We start from the raw sequence: 23,209 nt of genomic DNA, 5'->3' as shown, positions 1-23,209 counted from the left end.
TTTTATATTTTAAAAACTGCTTTAGAGTTTTCGGTTGTAATTTCGGCAATCTTTTTGGCAGAAACTTCATAGATTTCAGAAAGTTTTTCAATTACCTTTATAATATAACTGCTTTCGTTACGCTTTCCTCTATAAGGTTTTGGTGCTAAATAAGGCGAATCTGTTTCTAAAACTATGTGTTTTAAGTCTATTTGATTTAAAAACTGATCTATTTTTCCGTTTTTAAACGTCGCTACGCCTCCAATTCCCAATTTCATATTATAAGAAATGGCTTGGTGTGCTTGCTCTATGCTTCCTGTAAAACAATGAAAAATGCCAAATAAATCGTCGTCTTTTTCTTCTTCTAAAATTTCAAAAATCTCATCAAATGCCTCTCTGCAATGTATTACTATTGGTAATTTATGTTGCTTTGCAAGTTTAATTTGGTATCTAAATGCCTCTTGTTGGATTGGTAATGTGCTTTTGTCCCAATATAAATCAATTCCAATTTCGCCAATTGCAAAAAACGGTCTTTTGGCAAGCATTTCTTCTACGTGAGCTAATTCTTCTTTATAATTATCTTTTACATGTGTTGGATGTAAACCCATCATTAAAAACACATGTTTTGGAAAATCGGCTTCCAACTGCAACATAGCATTGGTGTAGGTAGAGTCTATGGCAGGAATAAAAAATCGCTTAACATTAGCATCTATTGCGCGCTGTATCATTACTGTTCGATCCTCATCAAATGCTTCGCTATAGAGATGTGTATGCGTGTCTGTAATTATCATGTAGCAAAAATAAAAAAGTCCATTGGCTTAATAGCGTAAATTATTAGTTTTTTAGTTACTTAAAATAAACTGTGAGATTCTCTTTATTTACTTGTATTTTTAGTGCTGAAATATAATTTTTAATATGGACCATTCGCTTAGAGATTTTTTATACAATAAAGAATATGTAAGAGTAAAACTGAAACTCACTAAAACCAATCACTTTGAAGTTAGAGCAAGTATAAATGGTGTTTCTGGATTGTTTATTTTAGATACAGGAGCATCTAGTTCTTGTGTTGGATTTGAGAGCATTCCCTTTTTTAATTTAAAAGTGAAAGATAGCGATATAAAAGCTGCAGGAGCTGGAGCTATTGATATGTTAACTCAGTTTTCTAAATATAATACCTTAAAAATAGGACGTTGGAAAGCAGAGAAAATTCCCTTTGTTTTGTTTGACTTAACACATGTAAACACAGCACTTACAAGCCATAATGCTAAACCTGTACATGGTATTATTGGAGCAGATATTTTAAAGAAAGTAAAGGCTGTTATAGATTATAATCAAAAATATTTATATTTAAAGAAGCAATAAATACTGCAATTTTCTTACTTTTAAGTACTAATAATTTTTCCCTAAAAAAACTAAATGAGTCCAACTATTGTAATAGCAGACGATCATCCCTTAATGCTTAGAGGGCTAAAAGATTTTATCTCCTCTAAAGGTTATAATATAATTGGTAGTGCAGAAAACGGAAAAGAAGCTTATGGTCTAATTGCCAAATTAAAGCCAGATATTGCTATTTTAGATATTAGAATGCCTTTTAAAACAGGTTTAGAAATTGCTGAAGACTGTAAAGTTAACCGATTAGATACCAAAGTCATTCTTATTACTTTTGATAATGAAGAATATCTTTTTGATAAAGCAAAAGAAAATAATGTTTACGGTTATATTTTAAAAGAGTTTGCTATTGAAGAAATTGAAGCATGTATAGAACACGTTAAGCAAGGCCAACCCTATTTTAGTGAAGAAATTGCGTTGTACCTAAATTCTAAAAAAAGGCATACAAATTCCGAAATATTAGATTTGCTAACTCCTACAGAGCTTAAAGTGCTAAATTATTTAGCAGAAAATTGTACTAGTGCTCAAATTGCAGAACAATTAAGCTCATCTTCTAGAACTGTAGAAAAGCACAGAAGTAACATAATGAAAAAACTAGAATTAGAACGTTCTCCTAACGCTTTAACTGTTTGGGCAAACTTAAATAAAGAGTTGCTAAAAAACACGTAGTTATACCTGTTTTAGTTATCATTAAGTAGTTTATGTTTATAGTGCTATTAATCTCACTTATATAATGAAAAATCTAAAAGCTTTAAGTTATTAAATAACTTGAAGCATTTTTTTAGATTAATAATTTGCTAAATAAGAGCCATTTTTTAATAAATGAGCTGTCTTTAAAGAAAAAAAACAAATTATTTTATTTATTTTTGCGTGTAATGTATTGTTTTTCAGGTTTTTACAAAAATATACGTAGTTCTACGTATTTTATAATTCTAAAATAGTACTTATATTTACAGTGCTATTAATCATTTCTTGTAGGGAGAAAACTAAGAAAGCTCTAAGTTATTTTAACTTGGAGCTTTTTTTATTTAAAATAGCACTTGTGTAACCAATACTTTTCTATTTAGTATGAAAAATTTTTAATATAATTAATTATTAAGATACTGATAATCAATATATTATTAAAAAATACGTAGTTCTACGTATTTCATTATTCTAAAATAGTTATTATATTTACAATGCTATTAATCAATTCTATGATTACAATTTATTGGGTAAATTGTATTATAACAAAGTGCTATAAGAAGATACATCTTATAGCACTTTTACTTTCTAAAACTCTTTCTATTTTAAGTCAAAAACAACAAAAAATCATAAATATTAGTCTTTTTTAATCATTTTTAATATTTAATGTGTTGAATATCAAATAGTTCTAAAAATATACGTAGTTCTACGTATTTCACAGGTCGTAAATGTAGTTTACCTTTACATTGCTATTAATTAGTTCTTAGGGAGAATTATTTAAGAAAACCCTGCACTGTAATGGTGTAGGGTTTTATCATTTAATTATTACATGTTATGAAGGTGATTATAAAAAGAAATAAAGACATTTTACAATCCAATAAAATAAAAATGGCTTTAATAAGCGTAGTTTCTATTGTAGTAATTATTTTAAATTTAATTGTATTCTTTTAATATTTAGTTAGTTTATTTTAAAAGAAAAGCGCAAACAAAATAATTTTGTTTGCGCTTTTTTTTTATAAAAGGGTTTAGATTATAATTCTAATGCCTTTTTAATATTATTATCCATTAATAATTCTTCTGGATTCTCTAAAGCTTCTTTAACTGCAACTAAAAACCCAACAGATTCTTTTCCGTCAATTATTCTGTGATCATAAGATAAAGCAACAAACATAATTGGTCGAATTTCTACCTTACCATCTATTGCTACAGGACGTTCTACAATATTATGCATTCCTAAAATACCACTTTGTGGAGGATTAATAATTGGTGTAGATAACATAGACCCAAATACACCTCCATTAGAGATTGTAAAGGTTCCTCCTGTCATTTCATCTACAGTAATTTGTCCATCTCGTGCTCTAATTGCTAAACGCTTAACCTCAGATTCTATACCTCTAAACGATAAGTTTTCGGCATTTCTAATTACAGGTACCATTAATCCTTTTGGGCCAGAAACTGCAATACTAATATCTACAAAATCAAAGGTTTTCATTTCGTTTCCTTCAATCATAGAGTTTACTGCAGGATACATATGTAATGCTCTAACCACTGCAAGTGAGAAGAAAGACATAAATCCTAATCCAACGCCATGTTTTGCTTTAAATTCTTCTTTATATTGCTTACGCAAAGCAAATATTGGTGACATATCTACTTCGTTAAAAGTAGTTAGCATTGCTGTTGTATTTTTAGCTTCTACTAAACGCTCTGCTACTTTACGACGTAACATAGACATTCTAGAATTTGAAGAACTTCTATTCCCTCCAGTTGGTGTTCCCATAGAAGGTACTGCTTTTACAGCATCTTCTTTAGTAATGCGTCCATCTTTTCCTGTACCAGAAATAGAATAAGCATCCATATTTTTTTCAGCTAAAATCTTTTTTGCAGCAGGACTTGCCACTCCAGAGGCATATGTGCCTTGAGCAGGATTTGGTGCTTTCTCACCAGTGTTTGGTGTTTTTTCTTGTTCCTTTTTAAGGTTTTCTGCAACGTTACCATCGTTACTACCTTCATCACCACCTTCGTAAGTTGCTGGTGCATCGCCTTCTGGTTTTGCTGCACTAGTATCTATTAAACACACTACAGCTCCTACTTCTACAGCATCACCTACTTCTGCCTTTAGTGTTATTGTTCCACTAGCTTCTGCTGGTAATTCTAAAGTTGCTTTATCGCTATCAACTTCTGCTATGGCTTGATCTTTCTCTACGTAATCTCCATCTTGCACTAACCATTCTGCTATCTCTACTTCTGTAATAGATTCTCCTGGAGATGGTACTTTCATTTCTAAAATCATTGTCTTTGCTTTTTATGTTTTAGTTATTTTTTTAAGTTTAATTGTTTTTTGTTTTCTGAGGAAACATTTGAAAACCGCTCACTTTGTTTTGATTATCTAATAGAAAAAACACCTCACAAACACCATTCTCAAATTGCATGGTGTAAGTATGCGCGCCACGTTGTACTGTTTTAAGTGTTATTGATGTAATAGCACCTAAAGTTTCTGCTTTAATAGTTTTTTTAAAAAAAGCTTTTGTTCGCTCTAAAGGTGACACTTGTTGCATATTAGCATCAAACATGTTTTGAATACTAACCACATCTCCATTATTATAATGCTGTTTAAAAGTCTCTGCTACTTTTTTATAATTTGCTTTTTCCGTTTGGGCAAACGAAAACGTAAAACATAATAAAGCGAAAATTAATATATACTTTTTCATGGTTTCTATTTTTTTACTTGGTTGTTCTTTGTTTTATCAAACACATAATCAATAACTTCTTGATGACGTTTTTTAGATCGCACAGTACTACCAGCAGCTGGAGCTCCGTAAGGTCTTCTAGAGGCTATCCTAAATGTTTTTGCTTCATCTAAATGCATTAATATGTGGCTATAAGCTCCCATGTTTCTTGGTTCTTCTTGTGCCCAAACTATATCGTCTGCATTTTTGTATTTACTTAATATGTCTTTAATTTGATTTATTGGTAATGGAAATAATTGCTCTATTCTCACTAATGCAACATCTTCTCTTTTTAAATTCTCGCGCTCTTCATCTAAATCATAATAAAACTTACCTGTTAAAAACACTAATGTTTTAACCTTGTCTGCTTTAACAGCCTCATCGTCTATTAACATTTGGAAACTTCCGTTTGCAAATTCCTCAACTGTTGATACACATTTTGGATGACGTAATAAACTTTTTGGCGTAAATACAATTAATGGCTTTCTGAACTTTGCCAACATTTGACGTCTCAATAAATGAAACATATTTGCTGGTGTTGTACAGTCTGTAATATACATATTATCTTTAGCACAAAGCTGTAAATAGCGTTCCATACGTGCAGACGAGTGTTCTGCACCTTGACCTTCGTAACCATGAGGCAATAACATAACTAAACCATTTTGCAGCTTCCATTTGTCTTCTGCTGCAGATATATACTGGTCTAACATAATTTGAGCTCCATTACTAAAATCTCCAAATTGTGCTTCCCAAATCGTTAAGGTTTTTGGACTTGCCATTGCATATCCATAATCGAAACCTACAACACCATATTCTGATAATAAAGAATTATAGATAAAGAATCGGCCTTGATTATCGTCTATAGAGTTATGTAGTATTATTTCTTCTTCGCTATCTTCTACTTTTACTACAGCATGTCTGTGAGAGAATGTACCACGCTCAACATCTTGTCCTGATATTCTAACGTCGTAATTTTCTAATAAAAGTGTTCCATAAGCTAAATGCTCTGCCATTGCCCAATCTAGTCTGTTTTCGTCAAACATGGTTTGTCTAGACTCAATAAGGCGCGATATTTTACGAATGAATTTTTTATCTTTTGGAAGTTGAGAAATGATTTTAGTTATTTTTTCTAAACCTGCTTTTGGATACGTTGTATCTACAGGTGTCATCATCTTATCTTCTTCTACTGTAATATAGTTTTCCCATTCATTGCTCATAAATGGTGTAATCTCTGTTTTCTTAATTTTTCGAGAATCTTCTAATTTTTCTTCTAAAGTATTTTTATAATCCTCTTCTAATTTACTAACGTAACCTTTATCTATTATACCTTGTTCTATAAGCTTTTCGGCATAAATATCTCTTGGATTTCTATGTTTTGCTATTGCTTTGTACAATAATGGTTGCGTAAACTTAGGCTCGTCGCCTTCGTTATGTCCATATTTTCTATAGCCTAATAAATCAATGAAAACGTCGCGTTTAAATTTCATTCTAAAATGCAATGCAAATAAAACGCCATGTACAATAGCTTCTACATCGTCTGCATTAATATGTAATACAGGAGATAAAGTAACTTTTGCAACATCTGTACAATAAGTACTTGAACGTGCATCTAAATAATTGGTAGTAAACCCTATTTGGTTATTTACTACAATATGTATAGTTCCATTAGTTTTATAACCATCTAATTGTGCCATTTGCACAATTTCATAGACTAAACCCTGACCAGCAATTGCTGCATCTCCATGTACTATTATTGGTAATACTTGTGATGGATTATCTGGATATTTATCGTCTTGTTTTGCTCTAGATATTCCTTCTACTACTGCACCAACAGTCTCTAAATGCGAAGGGTTTGGAGCTATATTTAAGTTTATTTTTTTACCTGAATCTGTAATACGATCGCTAGTCCATCCTAAATGGTATTTTACATCACCATCAAACACTTTTTGCTCGTAATCTTTTCCATCAAACTCGCTAAAAATATCTTTTGCAGATTTCCCAAAAATGTTGGTTAACGTGCTTAAGCGACCACGATGTGCCATTCCCATTACAAACTCTTTAACGTCGTATTCCGAAGCTTTTTCGATTAAAGCATCTAATGCAGGAATTAAAGATTCTCCACCTTCTAATGAAAAGCGTTTTTGACCTACATATTTTGTATGTAAAAAGCTTTCAAAAGCGACAGCTTCATTTAACTTTTTAAGAATATGTTTTTTTTCTTCTGCGGAAAAACTAGGTTGATTATCGTTTACATTTAGTTTGCTTTGAACCCACTCTACGTGTTCAGGATTCCTTAAGTACATATATTCTATACCAATGGAATCGCAATAAATAGCCTCTAAATGTTTACGTATTTCTCTAAGCGTTTGTGCGCCAATCCCTAAAGCTTCGCCTGCATTAAAAACGGTATCCAAATCAGATTCTAATAATCCAAAATTTTCAATCTCTAAAGTTGGTGCATATTTACGTCTTGCACGTACAGGATTTGTTTTAGTAAATAAATGACCTCTAATTCTGTAACCATCAATAAGTTTTACAACCTGAAATTCTTTTTGAACGTGTTCTGGAACTTGAGTTGTAACCCCTTCTGCCACTTCTCCATTCATGCCATAGCTTTCGCTACCAAAGTCATAACCTTGAAAGAAGGCTCTCCAACTTGGCTCTACAGAGTCAGGGTTTTTTAGGTATTGGTCGTATAAATCAGCAAAGTATGCTGTGTGTGCTGCGTTTAAAAATGAATATTTATCCATATGATGTATTAGGCGTGTTCGCTTCAACAAAATTTTATCAAAAATACAACTTTTACTAAAATTAGTGATGCTTTTATTATATTTATAACATACTAAACTATTTAATTAGCAAAATTATGACTTTTTACTCTTCAAAAATATCTAAAAAAACCCTTTTCAGCCTTATTTTAATTATAGTTTTCAACTTTAGTTTTTCTCAAGATGATACTCCAAAAGCTAAAAGCGCATTTTGGGAAAATGTACGTTTTGGAGGTGGATTGGGACTAAGCACAGGCAATGGCTTTTTTAGCGCTACTTTAGCGCCTAGTGCTATTTACCAGTTTGATAATGCAATGGCACTTGGTGTTGGGTTAAACGGAACATATAACAGTAGAAAAAATGTTTATAATTCTACAATTTTTGGTGCTAGTATAATTAGTCTATACAGTCCTATTAGAGAAATCCAACTCTCTGCAGAATTTGAAGAATTGAATGTTAGTAGAAAATATAAAGGTAATTTTGCTACCATTGAAGATGAAAATTACTGGTATCCTGCCCTTTTTGTTGGTGGTGGTTACAGAACAAACAATATCACTGTAGGTGTGCGATATGATGTATTATATGATGAAGAAAGAAGTATTTATGCTAATGCTTGGGCGCCTTTTGTTAGAGTGTATTTTTAATACTATTTTTTTATTTAATATAGTTTTTAGAAACTAATTATTAAATATTGAGTTTTTTATGAACCAATTTGTACAAATTTTTAAAACTTATGACGCCAACTAATATTTTTTCATTAAACTCATTAAAAACAGATTTATGGAGCAAATTACAAAACTCCCTTAATGATTTTGACCCTAAAGATGACATAGATTTTTGGGCACAAACTAGCATAAAAAGAAATGCAGAAAGTGCTTTAACAAAAATTTCTAAAAACAATAATTTTATAAACAACAATCTTAATCCAGACCCACCAAATAAAGGAGATGGATTTAGAGCACTATTTGGCTTACAAATCTTAATAGGATATAAAATAAGATTTAAAGGCACAGCTAGTATTGGTACAGGATACAGATTTGGAGATTTTGGCATCACTAATTCGCTTCATTTTGCAGCTTATAATCACGGTTTAGGTGTTGGCGCAAATAATAAAAATTTTACAGTAGATATTACAGCAGCTGTAAATTTAACTGTTGGTGGTGGACAAGGGGTTCCTTTACAATCTTACTCATCTAATTACAATTCTCCAATTCCTAGCTTAAATACTTTTAAAAACTCTTTTAGCTATGGACAGCTATTAACTTGGAATTCTAATATCAATAAAAATAGTTTTTCTTTAGACGATATTCAAAGACAAGGCATGATAGGCTTTAGGCTAGGCGATTTTAATGTTAGTAGTAACAACGATACTAAACGACTTTATTTTGGTGATGGTGGAGATAGATCCTGGACTGGTGGCATTTCTGTTGCCACACCATTATTTGAGGTTGGCTTTCAAGATTTTTCTGGAGATTATATAAAGGATGCTGAAAATGAAAAAGAGTTAGAGAGTTTAAAAAAACAGATAAAAAAGATAAAAAACTCTACTTTATCTAAAGATGAGAAGAAAAAACAATTAGATGTTTTAAAAAAAGAATTAAAAATCTACACCAATAATAATGATAATAAAAATTTCCATACGCAAACCAAATTCCAACAAAATCTAAACAAAGCTTCTACTTATTTTAGAATTAACAATAACGGTAATAATGCAACTATCGATTTTATTGGAGACGCCTGGTTACAAAATGCAATACACAAAGGAATTAAAGATTTACGTTTTGATTATCAACATAAAAAAATTGATATATGGAGTGGAAAAAACTGGTAATAATTTGTTTATTGTTATCATGCATTAGCTGTATTAGTTTTTATCGTCATCCAGAAGGTGGATTTAGACCTAAAAAACCAAAATTTAGCCTTGACAAAGAAGTTTTTAATTTTAATAATAAAATTGATACGTTGGCTATATATACCAAAACAGATACTTTAAAGTATGGGAAATATAAAAGTGTTTTTTATTTTAAATTTTATAATAATGGAAGGTATTTTGAAAATGGCTTTAAACCAAACGTAGGGATTAACAAATCAAATCTTTATCCTACCACTATAGGGTATTATAATACTTATAACGATTCAATAAAATTAGAATTCTTTTGGATTGATGCAACAAATGTTTATGATACTGAATATGTTTTATTAAATGGAATAATAAAGGGAGACACTCTCATTTTCGACAATAGGTTTGTAAAGGGAGATAAAGATATATATATAAAACAAAAACTAGATTTTATACCAAAGCCATCTAATTGGTAATTTAAAAGAATGATGAAATGAAAAAACTGGTAATATTTAGCGCACTATTATTATGTATTAGCTGCATTAGTTTTTACCCTCATCCAGAAGGTGGTTTTAGACCTAAAAAACCAAATTTCACTTTAAGCAAAGAAGAATTCAAGTTTAATAATAAAATTGATACCACTGCAGTATATAGTAATCTTGATACTTTAAAATACGATATTTACAAGACTGTTTTTTATTTAAAATTTCATAATAATGGTAGGTTTTTTAAATTTAGTAAAAACACAAAAGATATTATAAATAAGTCTAATTTAAAACCAGGTAACATAGGTTATTATAATATAAACCACCAACTTATTACAATAGAATATTTCAGTATTGACCCTTACAATAAACATAATACTGAGTATGTAAAGCAAAGTGGAATCTTTAAAAATGACACCATTTTTATTAGAAAAAAATATTGAGACAACTTACATTGAAACATACAAAAAACAAAAATTAGATTTTACACCTAAACCATCTAATTGGTAACATAGTATTCAAAAAAAATTAAGAGTACTCTTTTTTATACCATACCTTCTGCCACTCACGTTGTAAAATTAAAAAAGTGACCTCTTCAGAAAGCGTTAAGGTATCGCTACCATCTAGCGCTTTTATTTTATTTTCAGACACGTCTATTATATAGAGTAGGTTTAAATACTCTACAAATTTTTCTTGTATTAATCTGTAAACCGTTTCATGAAGAATGAGTTTTAAACTGGTTGGCAAAATATCTTCATCAAAATCTAAATCTATATTGGCTAATAAAAAATCTTTATTAAGCTGTTTAATTAAGTTTTGGTAGAGCGAAAGTGTATTTGCTTCTTCTACTAAAGCATCGAAAGTTACAGGTAAACTCATTACACTGTTCTGTTCATTAATTCGTTACCAAACTGCTTTAAATTGGTTTTATTTTCTTCAGAAATACTCAAAGTATCTAACACAGAAAAGGCTTTATTCGTATAGTTTAAAATTTCTTTTTTCGTGGCTTCTGCTGCACCTGAAGCTTCAAAAATAGAGGTTACTGTTTCTATTTTTGTAGTTGTATCTAAACTTATTTCGTTAAATAAATGCTTTAACTTAATTTGTTCTTCTTCAGCAGAAAACTCTAAGGCTTTAAGGTATAAATAGGTTTTTTTATTTTCAATAATATCTCCTCCTACTTGCTTTCCAAAGGTTTTTGGGTCTCCAAAGGCATCTAAATAATCGTCTTGAAGTTGGAAGGCTATACCTAAATTTCTTCCAAAGTCATAAATAGAATTTTGGCATTTTAATGACGCATTGGCAACAATTGCTCCCATTTTCATGGCTGCACCAACCAAAACTGCTGTTTTGTATTCTATCATTTTTAAATATTCTGGGATAGTGACATCGTTTCTGGTTTCAAAATCGATATCATATTGCTGCCCTTCGCAAACCTCTAAAGCGGTTTTACTAAATAATTTTGCTAAATCTTGGAACACCTTTGGCTCGTAGTTTTCAAATAGTTGATAGGCCTTAATTAACATAGCATCTCCAGATAAAATGCCTGTATTTAAATCCCACTTCTCGTGGACTGTTGCTTTACCTCTTCGCAAAGGCGCAGCATCCATAATATCATCGTGCACCAAAGAAAAATTATGAAAAACCTCAATGCTTAACGCCGCATCTAAAGCATGTTTATAATCCGAGTTAAAAATATCTGCAGTCATTAAAGTTAAAATAGGTCGCAAACGTTTTCCACCTAACTCTAAAATGTAATTTATAGGTTGGTATAAGTTTTCAGGCTGTCTGTGTGTAGTAAATTCCTTTAAATAAGAAATAAAGACATCATGATAATACAATGTGTTTTTCATGCTGCAAAAATAATCGATAAAATTTTAAGTGTTTACAAAAATTGAAGCAAATGTTAAATAAACATTAAAACTATGGAAACTTTATTTGTTTTTAAAGTTTCCTGTTGTACATTTGCACCCAAATTATGAGAGAAAAAATAATACATAAAGCTTCAGAATTATATCTAACACTTGGATTTAAAAGTGTTACTATGGACGATATTGCCAATGAAATGGGAATTTCTAAAAAAACGATATACGTTCATTTTAAAAATAAAACGAAGTTGGTTGAAGCTGTGACGTTTAATCTTTTCGATACTATTTGTAATGGTATTGACTGTATTTGTAATACCAGCAAAAATCCTATTGAAGAACTTTACGCTATTAAAATGTTTGTAATGCAACATTTAAATAATGAAAAAGCATCTCCACAACACCAACTAAAAAAGTACTATCCGCTTATACATAATGTTTTAAAAGTTAAACAGTTTGAAAAAATGCACGATTCTGTAAAAGAAAGTTTACAACATGGTGTAAGCACAGGTGTATTTAGAGAAAATATAGATGTAGAGTTTATTTCGAGAATGTATTTTACAGGTATGACCGGAATTAAAGACAGTATGTTTTTTCCTCCAGAGCATTTTAGCATGGAGTATTTAATGGAAAGTTACCTAGAGTATCACCTACGTGCAATTGTTACCGAAAAAGGAATGACCATTCTCAACAATTTTGTAAAACAAAACCAACTACAATAACCAAATGAAACATTTTTCATTACTTCTTTTTTTAATGTTTACAGTGTTTTTAAATGCACAACAACAACCGTATTCTTTTAGTTTACAAGAAGCTATAGATTTTGCATTAGAAAATAACAGAACCGCAAAAAAAGCAACACGAGACATCCAAGCTGCTAAAGAACAAAAATGGGAAACTATAGCCACAGGTTTACCACAATTAAGTGGCGCAATTAGTTATACTAATAATATCGAACAACAATTTCCTGGTATAGATTTTAATGGAGATGGCGTAGTCGATTTTGGAGCAAAACAAAACGTTACACCATCTGCAACTTTAAATCAGTTGCTTTTTGATGGTTCTTACTTAGTGGGATTACAATCTGCAAAAGTATTTTTAGAAATCTCTAAAAATGCAAAAGTTAAAACGGATTTAGAAATTAGAAAAGCAGTAATAAACACGTATGGTAATGTGTTGTTAGCAAATGAAAGTATTATTATTTTAAACAGAAATATTGAGGTTTTAGAGAAAAATTTAAACGAAACAACTAAGATTTTTGAAAATGGTTTAGGCGAAGAAGAAAGCGTTGAGCAACTTAAAATTACATTATCTAGTATTAATAGTAGCCTAAATAACACCAAGCGTTTAAAGGAAATTGCTTATCAAATGCTTAACCTTACTCTAGGTATAGATGTTAACTCAGAAACAGTATTAACCGATTCTTTAGAAACTTTAGCGCTACAAAACATGTCCTTAGAGCTATTAGAAGCCAATGAAGAAGTTGAAAATACAATAGATTATAAAATTGCTGAAAACGATAAAGTCTCTAAAGAATTACTTGTAAAATTAGAAAAAAGCAAATTTTTACCAACCTTAAGTGGGTTTTTAACAGGCTCTTATATTGGCAATAATGATAAGTTTAGATTTTTAAACGAAAACCAGGTTTGGGCAGGAACTGCTGCTTTTGGATTAAACCTAAGCATCCCAATTTTTGATTCTGGATTAAAAAGTGCAAAAACCCAACGTGCAAAAATTAATCTTGAAACTGCCGAAGACAATCTTATTGAAACCGAACAACAAATTAAACTTCAAATTGCAACTGCTAAAACCAATTATCAATTTGCAATAGAAGATTACCAAAATAAAAAAGAAAATTTAGCACTTGCAGAGCGTATTGAGCGTAAAAACCAAACTAAATTTTTTGAAGGTGTAGGTTCTAGTTTTGAGTTAAGACAAGCACAAACACAACTTTACACTGCACAAAATGAATTGTTACAAGCAATGGTAGATATTATAAATACTAAGGCAGAATTAGAAACAGTTTTAAATAATACCAACAACTAATCACTACTCATAAACTTTACACACCAATGAAACATATACTATCACTACTAATTGTAACACTAATAGTAACTTCTTGTGGCCAAAACAAAAAACAATCTATTGACGATGTTATTGCTACCAATAACTTAGAAACTATAAGACAAAAACGCAAAGAAATAGTTGCTCAACAACAAGAAATTGCAGCAAAACTAAAACAACTAGATACTAAAATTCAAGTTTTAGACACTACTAAACGTGTGCCTTTAGTAACCACTTTTACTGCAAAAAATGATGTTTTTAATCATTTTTTAGAACTACAAGGTAGTGTGAGTACAAAAAACAATTTAGTGCTCTACCCAGAATATTCAGGCATTCTATCTCGTGTATATGTAAAAGAAGGACAAAAAGTAAGTAAAGGACAAACCTTAGCAAAAATTGAAGATGGTGGACTAAGCCAACAACTAGCACAAACACAAATACAAGCTAATTTAGCTAAAACTACTTTTGAGCGTCAACAACGCTTATGGAACCAAAAAATAGGTAGTGAAATACAATATTTACAAGCAAAATCCAATTACGAAGCGCAAGCAGAAGTGGTTAATCAAATTAAAGAACAAATTAGCAAAACAATAGTTAGAGCACCTTTTTCTGGCACAATAGACGATGTAATTACAGACCAAGGTAGTATGGTAGGTGCAGGACAAACTCAACTTATGCGTATAGTTAATTTAGACGATATGTATATAGAAACCGAAGTACCAGAGCGTTATATAACAGATGTTAAAAAAGATAAAGCTGTAGAGGTTATGTTTCCTGTTTTAGGAAAAACTATACAATCTAAAATACGCCAAGCTGGAAGCTTTATTAATCCTGCAAACAGAACATTTAAAGTAGAAATCGCAGTACCAAACAAGGATAAAGACATTAAACCAAACTTAACTGCAAGACTTAAAATTAACGACTACACTAATGAAGATGCTATATTGATTAAACAAAGTATAATATCAGAAAACGCAAATGGCGAACAATATGTTTATGTTATTGAAGGTAAAAAAGAAAATGGAGAAGGAACCGCTAAACGAGTTATCATAGAAACAGGTAAAACACAAGGCGATTTTATAGAGGTTTTAAAAGGCATTGATGACAATGCAGAACTTATTGAAGAAGGAGCAAGAAGCGTAAAAGATGGTCAGACTGTTAAAATAACCAACCAAAACTAAGACCAATGGCAAATAAGAAAAACAAAAAAAAGGTCGATAAAGAATTTGGTTTATCTTCTTGGGCAATAAATAATAAAACCACAATGTATGTGGCAATTATTATATTGCTATTTTTAGGTGGCTCTGCGTATTTTAGTATGCCACGAGAGAGTTTTCCAGAAATTAAAGAAACTAAAATTTATATTAGTTCTCTATTTCCTGGTAACACAGCCGAAGATATAGAAAAACTCATCACAGATCCTTTAGAAGATAAAATAAAAAACGTGAGTAACGTTGTCGAAATCAATTCGACATCGCAAGAAGATTACTCAATGATTATTATTGAATTTGACGAAAAAATAACCGTTGAAGAAGCAAAACAAAAAGTTAAAGATGAAATTGATAGTGAAACTTCTGGAGAAGATTGGCCAACATTTAATGGCGCAAAAGTAGAACCTAATGTTTTTGATTTAAGTATGAGTGAAGAGATTCCGATACTTAACATTAATATCTCAGGAAATTACCCTGTTCAAAAATTAAAAGAGTTTGGTGAATATTTAGAAGACGAAATTGAAGATTTAGACGAAATTAAAAAGGTAGATATTCGTGGTGCTCAAGAAAAAGAAGTTGAAGTTGCTGTAGATGTCTATAAAATGATGGCTTCTAAAGTTAACTTTAACGATATTACAGGAGCCATTAGTAATGGAAACATGACGATGTCTGCTGGTAATTTAATTACAAGTGGCCAACGACGTACAATACGCATTATTGGAGAAATTGACCATCCAAACGATTTAGAAAATTTTGTTGTAAAGTCGGAAAATAACAACCCAATTTATTTAAAAGATGTTGCAGAAATTTCTTTTAAATCTAAAGACAAAACTACTTACGCAAGAGAATTTGGAGAAACTGTAGTGATGCTAGACGTTAAAAAACGAGCTGGTAAAAACATGGTTGCAGCTGCAGAGCAAATTGAGACTATTGTAAATGATGCTAAAAAAGATGTATTTCCTCAAGATTTAAAGGTTACAATAACCAACGATCAATCACCTAAAACAATTGGTCAAGTAGATGATTTAGTAAACAATATCATATTTGGTATTATACTAGTGGTTACGGTTTTAATGTTCTTTTTAGGGTTCAAAAACGCACTATTTGTAGGTTTTGCTATCCCAATGTCTATGTTTATGTCTTTGCTTATTTTAAATGCATTAGGCTATACTATGAATACCATGATTCTGTTCGGATTAATTATGGGACTTGGTATGCTTGTGGACAATGGTATTGTTGTAGTCGAAAACGTCTATCGTTTAATGGAAGACGAAGGCATGAGTAGAGTTGAAGCTGCAAAAAAAGGAATTGGCGAAATTGCATTTCCTATTATAATTTCTACAGCAACAACAGTAGCTGCTTTTATTCCTTTAGGCTTATGGCCAGGAGTTATGGGACAATTCATGAAGTATTTTCCAATTACACTTTCTGTAGTTTTGGGCTCTTCATTAGTAGTTGCCATTTTCTTTAACTCGGTTTTAGTCTCTCAATTTATGACTACCGAGGATAAGGATATGCCACTAAAACGCATCATAAAAACATCAGCAATAGTAGCAGTAATTGGGTTACTCATTTTAATTTTTGGTGGTGAATTTAGAGGCTTAGGTTCGGTAATGGTTTTTACAGCGATTATGCTTTGGGTTTATCGTTTAATTTTAAGGAAAATGGCTAATCGCTTTCAAAATAAAACATTGGTTCGTTTAGAAAATTTTTACGAAAAAACTATTTCAGTTGCTTTAAAAGGATATCGACCTGTAATAATTTCTATTTCTACTCTATTATTATTAATAATTGCATTTATGGTTTTTGGAGGTTCAGTAGCTTCACAAAGAACAAAAATTGAATTTTTCCCAGATAATAAACCCAACCAAATTATTGTTTATATAGAATATCCAGAAGGTACAGATATTAATAAAACCAATGAAATCACAAAGGACATAGAGGAAAAAGTATATAAAATAATTAATGATCCTATGTATATTAAAGATGGTGAAAACTTTCTGGTAGAAAGTGCTGTCTCTCAAGTTGGTGAAGGTGCAGGGAATCCACAAACTGATGGTGGATCTGCTGCCGAAATGCCACACAAAGGTAAGATCACTGCGTCCATGCGTGAGTATAAATATAGAAATGGTGCAGATAGCCAAGAGCTTCTTAAAAAAGTACAAGAATCTTTAGTAGGTATTTATCCTGGTGTATTAATCTCTGTAGAGAAAGATGCAAATGGTCCGCCTGCTGGTGCACCAATTAATATCGAATTACAAGGTGATGATTATGATGAGTTAATAACCACTGCAGAAAATATTCGCGAGTTTATAAATACTAAAAATATCGAAGCCATCGATGAGCTTAAAATAGATGTTAATAAAGATAAACCAGGCATGCAAGTTATTGTTGACCGTCAAAAAGCTGGTGAATTAGGTGTAAGCACAGGGCAAGTAGGCCAACAATTACGTAACTCTATTTTTGGTGCTAAAGCTGGTATTTACAAAGAAGATGGCGAGGATTATGATATTTACGTGCGTTTTAACGAAGATTTGCGTTATAACACAAGTGCGTTATTTAATCAAAATATAATATTTAGAGATATGGCCTCTGGTCAAGTTAGAGAAATCCCTGTATCTACACTTGCCAAACAAAAAAATAATTCTGGTTTTAGTGCCATTAAACATAGAGATGGCAATAGAGTAGTTACTGTGTATTCTGCATTAGCTCCTGGATTTACAGATGCTGGAGCAGTTGTGAGTCAGATTCAAGAAGAAATGAAAAGTTTCGATAATCTCTCTAAGACTATTAAAATTGATTACACTGGTCAAATTGAAGAACAAAACAAGCAAATGGAATTTTTAATGGGAGCCTTTTTTACTGGGTTAGCATTAATATTTTTAATCTTAATTTTTCAGTTTAACTCCGTTTCAAAACCTACAATTATAATGATTGCTATCTTTCTAAGCTTAATTGGTGTATTTGGAGGCATTGTAATTACAGGAGCTCCTTTTGTGATTTTAATGACCATGATGGGAATTATTTCACTTGCAGGTATTGTAGTAAATAATGGTGTTGTACTTTTAGATTATGCACAATTATTATTAGACAGACGTAAAAACGAATTGGATTTAGATGAAGAGGAGTACCTTCCTAAAAATGAATTATTAAGTCAAATAATTAAAGCAGGAAAAGCGCGTTTACGTCCTGTATTATTAACTGCAATTACAACTATATTAGGATTAATACCACTAGCCATTGGTTTAAACATTAACTTTTTTACGCTATTTAGCGAGTTCAACCCTAATATTTATATTGGTGGAGATAACGTTATTTTTTGGGGACCATTAGCTTGGACAGTAATCTACGGCTTATTTGTAGCAACATTTTTAACACTAATAGTTGTGCCAATATTATTTTACTTAACTATGTTGTTAAAAATGTGGATTAGACGTAAATTTTCTTCAACAAAAAACATTCAAAACGAAGATGCTAACGAGAATATACATTTGGAAGCACCAATAGCTGAATAAATACTAAAAAAAATCCGAAGTAAATGCTTCGGATTTTTTATTAGTAAATCATATAACTTATGTAAATTTGCACCTTTAAAATCATTTTATGTACAGAAGTCATAATTGCGGCGAATTAACTGCAACACATATAAATACAGAAGTTACCTTATCTGGTTGGGTTCAAAAATCTAGAGATAAAGGGTTTATTGTTTGGGTAGATTTACGAGATCGCTACGGCATTACTCAGCTTGTTTTTGATGAAGAACGTACCTCTAAAGACCTGCTTGAAAAAGCACAGAAATTAGGTCGCGAATTCGTTATACAAGTTAAAGGTACAGTCATTGAGCGTACTTCTAAAAATCCGAATATGCCAACTGGTGATATTGAGATTTTGGTTGCGGAATTAACTATTTTAAATGAAGCACTCCTACCTCCTTTCACCATTGAGGATAAAACAGATGGTGGAGAGGATATTAGAATGAAATATCGCTATTTAGACATAAGAAGAAACCCTGTTAAAAACAGTCTTATTTTTAGATCAAAAGTCACTCAGGAAGTCAGAAACTATCTATCAAACGATGGTTTTATTGAAGTTGAAACACCTTACCTAATAAAATCTACACCAGAAGGTGCAAGAGATTTTGTTGTGCCTTCTCGTATGAATGAAGGTGAATTTTACGCATTACCACAATCGCCACAAACCTTTAAACAACTATTAATGGTTGGTGGAATGGATAAATACTTTCAAATAGTAAAGTGTTTTAGAGACGAAGATTTACGTGCAGACAGACAGCCAGAATTTACACAAATTGATTGTGAAATGGCATTTGTTGAACAAGAAGATATACTTAACGTTTTTGAAGGTTTAACACGTCACTTACTTAAAGAAGTGAATGGTGTTGAAGTTGATAAATTTCCAAGAATGCTGTACGACGATGCTATGCGTTTATACGGAAACGATAAACCAGACATTAGATTTGGAATGGAATTTGGCGAATTAAATGCAGTGACACAGCATAAAGAATTTGGTGTTTTTAACACTGCAGAATTAGTTGTTGGTATTGCAGTTCCTGGCGGAAACGCTTATACAAGAAAAGAAATAGATAAATTAATCGATTGGGTAAAGCGTCCGCAAGTTGGTGCTTTAGGCATGATTTATAGTCGTTGTAACGATGATGGAAGTTTTAAATCTTCGGTAGATAAATTTTATGATCAAGACGATTTAGCAAAATGGGCTGAAATTACTGGTGCAAAACCAGGTGATTTAGTTTGTGTATTGTCTGGCGAAACTAATAAAGTACGAGCACAATTAAGTGCTTTACGTATGGAGTTAGCAACGCGTTTAGGCTTAAGAGATCCTAAAGTTTTTGCTCCACTTTGGGTAATTGATTTTCCATTATTAGAATTAGATGAAGAGACTGGACATTACCATGCAATGCACCATCCATTTACTTCTCCAAAACCAGGTCAATTAGAATTATTAGATACTAATCCAGGCGAAGTAAAAGCGAATGCTTACGATTTAGTATTAAACGGAAACGAAATTGGTGGTGGATCAATACGTATTCATGATAAAGCAACCCAAGCCATAATGTTAAAGCATTTAGGGTTTAGTGATGAAGAAGCTAAAGCGCAATTTGGGTTTTTAATGGATGCTTTTGAGTATGGAGCACCTCCACATGGTGGATTAGCGTTTGGATTAGATAGATTAGTTGCCATACTTGGTGGACAAGAAACAATTAGAGATTTCATTGCGTTCCCAAAAAATAATTCTGGACGTGATGTTATGATTGATGCTCCTGCTCCAATTGATAATGAGCAACTTGCAGAATTGAGTTTAAAACTAAATTTAAAATCATAATATGCAACCTTTTTTTGTAATACTGTTCTTAATAATTGCTTTTTGGTCAGTTTTTACTTCATTTAAAGCTATGTTTCTTATTCTTACTAAAGATTTTCAAGGAGATAAAATAACTTGGGTTTTAATTGTAATGATTGGAATAATTGGTCCTATTTTATGGATAACAAAAGGGAGTAAACTTATTTCAAAATCATAATAATAAGCTATCTAAAAATTCATTAGACTATCGACCTGAAATAGTTTCAGATTCTGAAATTAATTCTAATCAAAAAACAGTACGTTTTGTTACAGTATTTCAGTAATTTTAATTCATGCCAAAACAACAATTAATAAAACGGTTTTTAAAATGGAGATACAAGCACATCTCTCAAAAAAACTTTGTTTTTATTTTAAGTTTATTGGTTGGCTTATTAGCAGGTTTGGTGTCTGTAACCATAAAAAACATCACTTATGCTATAGAGGCACTTTTAGAAAAAGGGATTGTTTTTTCTCAAAACCAGTTGTATTTTATTCTTCCTGTTATTGGGTTATTATTGGTGTATTTGTTTACTAAATACATTGCTAAAAAACCTATTGAACACGCAATTCCGTCTATATTATATTCTTTATCAAAAAAAGGAGGCATTTTAGCGAGAACAAAAATTTACTATCCATTAATAGCTGCGCCTTTAACGGTTGGTTTTGGTGGATCTGTTGGATTGCTTGGGCCTGCTGTAGCTTCTGGAGCAGCATTAAGTTCTAACTTAGGGAAATTGTTTCATATAGATAGAAAGACCAGAACATTATTAATTGGTTGTGCTGCTGCAGGAGCTATTTCATCTATATTTAAATCTCCTGTAGCTGCCATTATATTTGCTGTCGAAGTTTTTAGTTTAGACCTTACGTTCGCTTCATTATTACCTTTGTTACTAGCCTCTGTATCTTCCGTATTAACGTCTTATTTCTTTTTAGGAGATGATCTTCTTTTTAACTTTAATTTTTCAGATAAATTTGAAATAAAAGATACTTTATTTTACGTTGCATTAGGTATTGGCACTGGAGTGGCGTCAATATATTTTAATAAAATGTATTTTGGTATTCATGTATTGTTTGGTAAATTAAAAACAGCCTTTCAACGGCTTATTGTTGGTGGTTTAGCTATTGGTGTGATGCTATATTTTATTCCTCCTCTTTATGGTGAAGGATTTGGGTTTATAAATAACCTTTTAGCAGGAAATCATTTAGAAGCTTTAGGAACAACACCATTCGATAATTTTAAAGATAATATTTGGGTAGTAATCGCTTTGCTTATTGGAATTACAATTTTTAAAGCAGTTGCTATGACAACTACTTTTGCTGCTGGTGGTGTTGGCGGAATATTTATTCCTACTATGGTTATGGGAAGTGCTTTGGGTAACGTTGTTGCAAAAATCATAAATAATATTGGCTTAGGTTTTAATGTTTCGGAAACCAATTTTACACTTATTGGTATGGCTGGTTTAATTGCTGGAGTAATACATGCACCTTTAACTGCAATATTTTTAATTGCTGAAATTACTGGTGGTTATGAGCTTTTTGTGCCTTTAATGATTACTGTTGCAATTTCATTTATTATTACTAAAAATGCGACTGAGCACACTATTTACACAAGAGAATTAGCCGAAAAAGGACAATTACTCACACACGATAAAGACCAAAGTGTTTTAACACTTATGAAACTAGACTCTGTAATAGAAAAGAATTTTATAACATTAAAGACTACTATGACTTTAGGTAATATGCTACATGAAGGTGTCGCAAAATCAACACGAAATTTATTTCCTGTGACTAACAATTTAAATGAATTTGTTGGTATTATATTACTTGATGATATTAGAGAATTTATGTTTGATCAAAAACTGTATGATAAAACAACTGTAGAAGATTATATGCATAATCCACCAGAAATTATAAATTATAACGAAGACACTATGCAGACTGTAATGGATAAATTTCAAAACTCTGGCGCTTGGAATTTACCAGTAATAAAAAATGGCAACTATTTTGGTTTTGTCTCTAAATCGAAACTTTTAACAGCTTACAGAAGGCAACTAATTAATTATACTAAATAACCATGAAATACGTACTCTATATCATATTATTTGCTTCCCTTTTAAGTATTATTTTAGGTTATACTTTAGAAGCAAACTATTCTCAAAAACTAATTGGCTTTGGTGTATTGGCTATATTTTTTGTGCTATTTCCTCTTTTTATTTACCACAGATCAAAAGGTAAAAAAATGAAAGATTATATGCTTACACAAGAAAACTTAGATAAGATGCGCAAACGCGAAGGAGACAAGAGGAGCAAGCAGTAGTAGGTTTTAGTTACCAACCTGACACTTCTTAAATTTACAAGCTAATTATTATTAATTCAAGTTTCGTTTTTGAATAAAAAAACGTTTTAATAATGCTGATGCTTCTTTTTCTAATACACCACCAACCATTGTTGTTTTAGGATGTAACTTTGTATTAAGCGTTATACAACCTCTCTCTTCATCTCTAGCTCCATACACAATTTTTGATATTTGACTCCAATATAAAGCGCCTGCACACATTTGGCAAGGCTCTAATGTGACATACAAAGTGCATTTTTGAAGATACTTTCCACCTAAATAATTTGCAGCAGAAGTAATGGCTTGCATTTCGGCATGTGCTGTAACATCGTTAAGTTGTTCTGTTAAATTATGAGTTCTGGCAATAATTTTATTGTCAATAACTATAACTGCTCCAACAGGAATTTCTCCTTTTTCAAAGGCTGCTTCAGCTTCCTGAAGCGCTTTTTTCATAAAATAAGTGTCGTCAAAAGGATGTATCATAATT

21 protein-coding genes are annotated in these 23,209 nt (G+C 31.3%); 14 read left to right on the top strand and 7 right to left on the bottom strand.

From position 1 onward, the window contains the following. Nucleotides 1-2: 2 nt before the first annotated feature. A complete protein-coding gene (locus ACVC5O_RS04135) occupies nt 3-770 on the bottom strand; it encodes a TatD family hydrolase (RefSeq protein ID WP_452220204.1) in 768 nt (255 codons plus the stop codon). A 124-nt stretch (nt 771-894) separates the two neighbouring features. Here ACVC5O_RS04135 and ACVC5O_RS04130 point away from each other — a divergent pair, with 124 nt between their 5' ends. Further along, nucleotides 895-1,341: a retropepsin-like aspartic protease family protein gene (locus ACVC5O_RS04130; protein ID WP_452220203.1), complete on the top strand. Its 447-nt coding sequence runs from the start codon at nt 895-897 to the stop codon at nt 1,339-1,341. A 54-nt stretch (nt 1,342-1,395) separates the two neighbouring features. After that, the gene (locus tag ACVC5O_RS04125) at nt 1,396-2,037 is read left to right on the top strand and encodes a response regulator (RefSeq protein WP_452220202.1); all 642 of its coding nucleotides are present in this window, start codon (nt 1,396-1,398) and stop codon (nt 2,035-2,037) included. A 1,045-nt stretch (nt 2,038-3,082) separates the two neighbouring features. Here the strand turns inward: ACVC5O_RS04125 and odhB are convergent. The 3 genes from odhB to ACVC5O_RS04110 are packed head-to-tail and all read right to left on the bottom strand — an operon-like array spanning nt 3,083 to nt 7,528. Next, nucleotides 3,083-4,342 carry a 2-oxoglutarate dehydrogenase complex dihydrolipoyllysine-residue succinyltransferase gene (gene odhB, locus ACVC5O_RS04120; protein WP_452220201.1) on the bottom strand — a complete coding sequence of 420 codons (1,260 nt, stop codon included), beginning with the start codon at nt 4,340-4,342 and terminating at the stop codon, nt 3,083-3,085. A gap of 37 nt (nt 4,343-4,379) precedes the next feature. Continuing rightward, on the bottom strand, nt 4,380-4,760 hold the full coding sequence (locus tag ACVC5O_RS04115; RefSeq protein WP_452220200.1) for a DUF3887 domain-containing protein: 381 nt from the start codon (nt 4,758-4,760) through the stop codon (nt 4,380-4,382). Nucleotides 4,761-4,765: 5 nt separating this feature from the next. Further along, on the bottom strand, nt 4,766-7,528 hold the full coding sequence (locus tag ACVC5O_RS04110; RefSeq protein WP_452220199.1) for a 2-oxoglutarate dehydrogenase E1 component: 2,763 nt from the start codon (nt 7,526-7,528) through the stop codon (nt 4,766-4,768). A 116-nt stretch (nt 7,529-7,644) separates the two neighbouring features. Here ACVC5O_RS04110 and ACVC5O_RS04105 point away from each other — a divergent pair, with 116 nt between their 5' ends. The 4 genes from ACVC5O_RS04105 to ACVC5O_RS04090 all read left to right on the top strand — a co-directional run bounded on the left by ACVC5O_RS04105 (nt 7,645) and on the right by ACVC5O_RS04090 (nt 10,314). Beyond that, the gene (locus tag ACVC5O_RS04105) at nt 7,645-8,190 is read left to right on the top strand and encodes an alpha-ketoglutarate decarboxylase (protein ID WP_452220198.1); all 546 of its coding nucleotides are present in this window, start codon (nt 7,645-7,647) and stop codon (nt 8,188-8,190) included. 89 nt (nt 8,191-8,279) lie between these two features. Next, the gene (locus ACVC5O_RS04100; protein WP_452220197.1) at nt 8,280-9,377 is read left to right on the top strand and encodes a hypothetical protein; all 1,098 of its coding nucleotides are present in this window, start codon (nt 8,280-8,282) and stop codon (nt 9,375-9,377) included. After that, nucleotides 9,356-9,862: a hypothetical protein gene (locus tag ACVC5O_RS04095; protein ID WP_452220196.1), complete on the top strand. Its 507-nt coding sequence runs from the start codon at nt 9,356-9,358 to the stop codon at nt 9,860-9,862. Before ACVC5O_RS04100 ends, ACVC5O_RS04095 begins: the two co-directional genes overlap by 22 nt. Before the next feature lie 17 nt (nt 9,863-9,879). Next, nucleotides 9,880-10,314 carry a hypothetical protein gene (locus ACVC5O_RS04090; protein WP_452220195.1) on the top strand — a complete coding sequence of 145 codons (435 nt, stop codon included), beginning with the start codon at nt 9,880-9,882 and terminating at the stop codon, nt 10,312-10,314. Nucleotides 10,315-10,399: 85 nt separating this feature from the next. Here ACVC5O_RS04090 and ACVC5O_RS04085 read toward each other — a convergent pair whose 3' ends face one another. Beyond that, the gene (locus tag ACVC5O_RS04085) at nt 10,400-10,750 is read right to left on the bottom strand and encodes a hypothetical protein (protein WP_452220194.1); all 351 of its coding nucleotides are present in this window, start codon (nt 10,748-10,750) and stop codon (nt 10,400-10,402) included. Beyond that, nucleotides 10,750-11,724, bottom strand: a complete 975-nt coding sequence (locus ACVC5O_RS04080; RefSeq protein WP_452220193.1) for a polyprenyl synthetase family protein — start codon at nt 11,722-11,724, stop codon at nt 10,750-10,752. Before ACVC5O_RS04080 ends, ACVC5O_RS04085 begins: the two co-directional genes overlap by 1 nt. 125 nt (nt 11,725-11,849) lie before the next feature. Here ACVC5O_RS04080 and ACVC5O_RS04075 point away from each other — a divergent pair, with 125 nt between their 5' ends. The 8 genes from ACVC5O_RS04075 to ACVC5O_RS04040 all read left to right on the top strand — a co-directional run bounded on the left by ACVC5O_RS04075 (nt 11,850) and on the right by ACVC5O_RS04040 (nt 22,704). After that, nucleotides 11,850-12,458, top strand: a complete 609-nt coding sequence (locus ACVC5O_RS04075) for a TetR/AcrR family transcriptional regulator (RefSeq protein WP_452220192.1) — start codon at nt 11,850-11,852, stop codon at nt 12,456-12,458. Nucleotides 12,459-12,462: 4 nt separating this feature from the next. Beyond that, on the top strand, nt 12,463-13,782 hold the full coding sequence (locus tag ACVC5O_RS04070) for a TolC family protein (protein WP_452220191.1): 1,320 nt from the start codon (nt 12,463-12,465) through the stop codon (nt 13,780-13,782). 26 nt (nt 13,783-13,808) lie between these two features. Then, complete coding sequence (locus ACVC5O_RS04065) at nt 13,809-14,981, top strand: efflux RND transporter periplasmic adaptor subunit (protein ID WP_452220190.1); 1,173 nt, start codon at nt 13,809-13,811, stop codon at nt 14,979-14,981. 5 nt (nt 14,982-14,986) lie between these two features. Beyond that, nucleotides 14,987-18,526 (top strand): efflux RND transporter permease subunit, encoded by a 3,540-nt coding sequence (locus ACVC5O_RS04060; protein ID WP_452220189.1) that lies wholly within the window; start codon nt 14,987-14,989, stop codon nt 18,524-18,526. Between the two features lie 88 nt (nt 18,527-18,614). Further along, nucleotides 18,615-20,369, top strand: coding sequence for an aspartate--tRNA ligase (aspS, locus tag ACVC5O_RS04055; RefSeq protein ID WP_452220188.1), 1,755 nt, complete (start codon nt 18,615-18,617; stop codon nt 20,367-20,369). Between the two features lie 70 nt (nt 20,370-20,439). Further along, nucleotides 20,440-20,565, top strand: a complete 126-nt coding sequence (locus ACVC5O_RS04050) for a hypothetical protein (protein WP_452220187.1) — start codon at nt 20,440-20,442, stop codon at nt 20,563-20,565. Between the two features lie 115 nt (nt 20,566-20,680). Next, the gene (locus tag ACVC5O_RS04045; RefSeq protein ID WP_452220186.1) at nt 20,681-22,459 is read left to right on the top strand and encodes a chloride channel protein; all 1,779 of its coding nucleotides are present in this window, start codon (nt 20,681-20,683) and stop codon (nt 22,457-22,459) included. A 2-nt stretch (nt 22,460-22,461) separates the two neighbouring features. Further along, nucleotides 22,462-22,704, top strand: coding sequence for a hypothetical protein (locus tag ACVC5O_RS04040; RefSeq protein WP_452220185.1), 243 nt, complete (start codon nt 22,462-22,464; stop codon nt 22,702-22,704). A gap of 51 nt (nt 22,705-22,755) precedes the next feature. Here ACVC5O_RS04040 and ACVC5O_RS04035 read toward each other — a convergent pair whose 3' ends face one another. Continuing rightward, a complete protein-coding gene (locus ACVC5O_RS04035; RefSeq protein ID WP_452220184.1) occupies nt 22,756-23,205 on the bottom strand; it encodes a nucleoside deaminase in 450 nt (149 codons plus the stop codon). Nucleotides 23,206-23,209 lie beyond the last annotated feature (4 nt).

Source organism: Lacinutrix salivirga (genome assembly GCF_053604675.1).
This window is presented reverse-complemented; position numbering and strand designations above follow the sequence as displayed.